The sequence below is a fragment of the Marinobacter sp. UBA2688 genome (assembly GCF_002352785.1).
Taxonomy (GTDB): domain Bacteria; phylum Pseudomonadota; class Gammaproteobacteria; order Pseudomonadales; family Oleiphilaceae; genus Marinobacter; species Marinobacter salarius.
In genome coordinates, this window is the sequence record NZ_DELU01000009.1 from 162,809 (window position 1) to 163,158 (window position 350).

The following is a 350-nucleotide window of genomic DNA, read 5'->3' on the forward strand; positions in this document are numbered from 1 at the left end:
CCCGCCAGTTGCTTTAACGCGTCTGGCGGGGTAAGTCAGTGCGCCAACACCCGGCTCAGGAATGCCTGGGTGCGTTCATTCTGCGGATTGTCGAACACATCCGCCGGTTTGCCTTCCTCGACAATCTGGCCTTCGTGGATGTAGATCACGCGGTCGGCCACTTCCCGGGCGAAGCCCATTTCGTGGGTGACCACCATCATGGTCATACCTTCCTTGGCCAACTCTCGCATCACGTCCAGCACTTCGCCGATCATTTCCGGGTCCAGCGCGGAGGTGGGTTCGTCGAACAGCATCAGCCGGGGTTCCATGGCCAGTGCGCGGGCAATGGCTACGCGCTGCTGCTGGCCGCC

At 62.0% G+C, this 350-nt stretch carries 1 protein-coding gene; it reads right to left on the bottom strand.

Going from position 1 to position 350, the window contains the following annotated elements:
* Positions 1-35: 35 nt before the first annotated feature.
* Positions 36-350: amino acid ABC transporter ATP-binding protein (locus B3M52_RS04700; RefSeq protein ID WP_286748990.1), on the bottom strand; the 315-nt coding region annotated here is incomplete at its 5' end.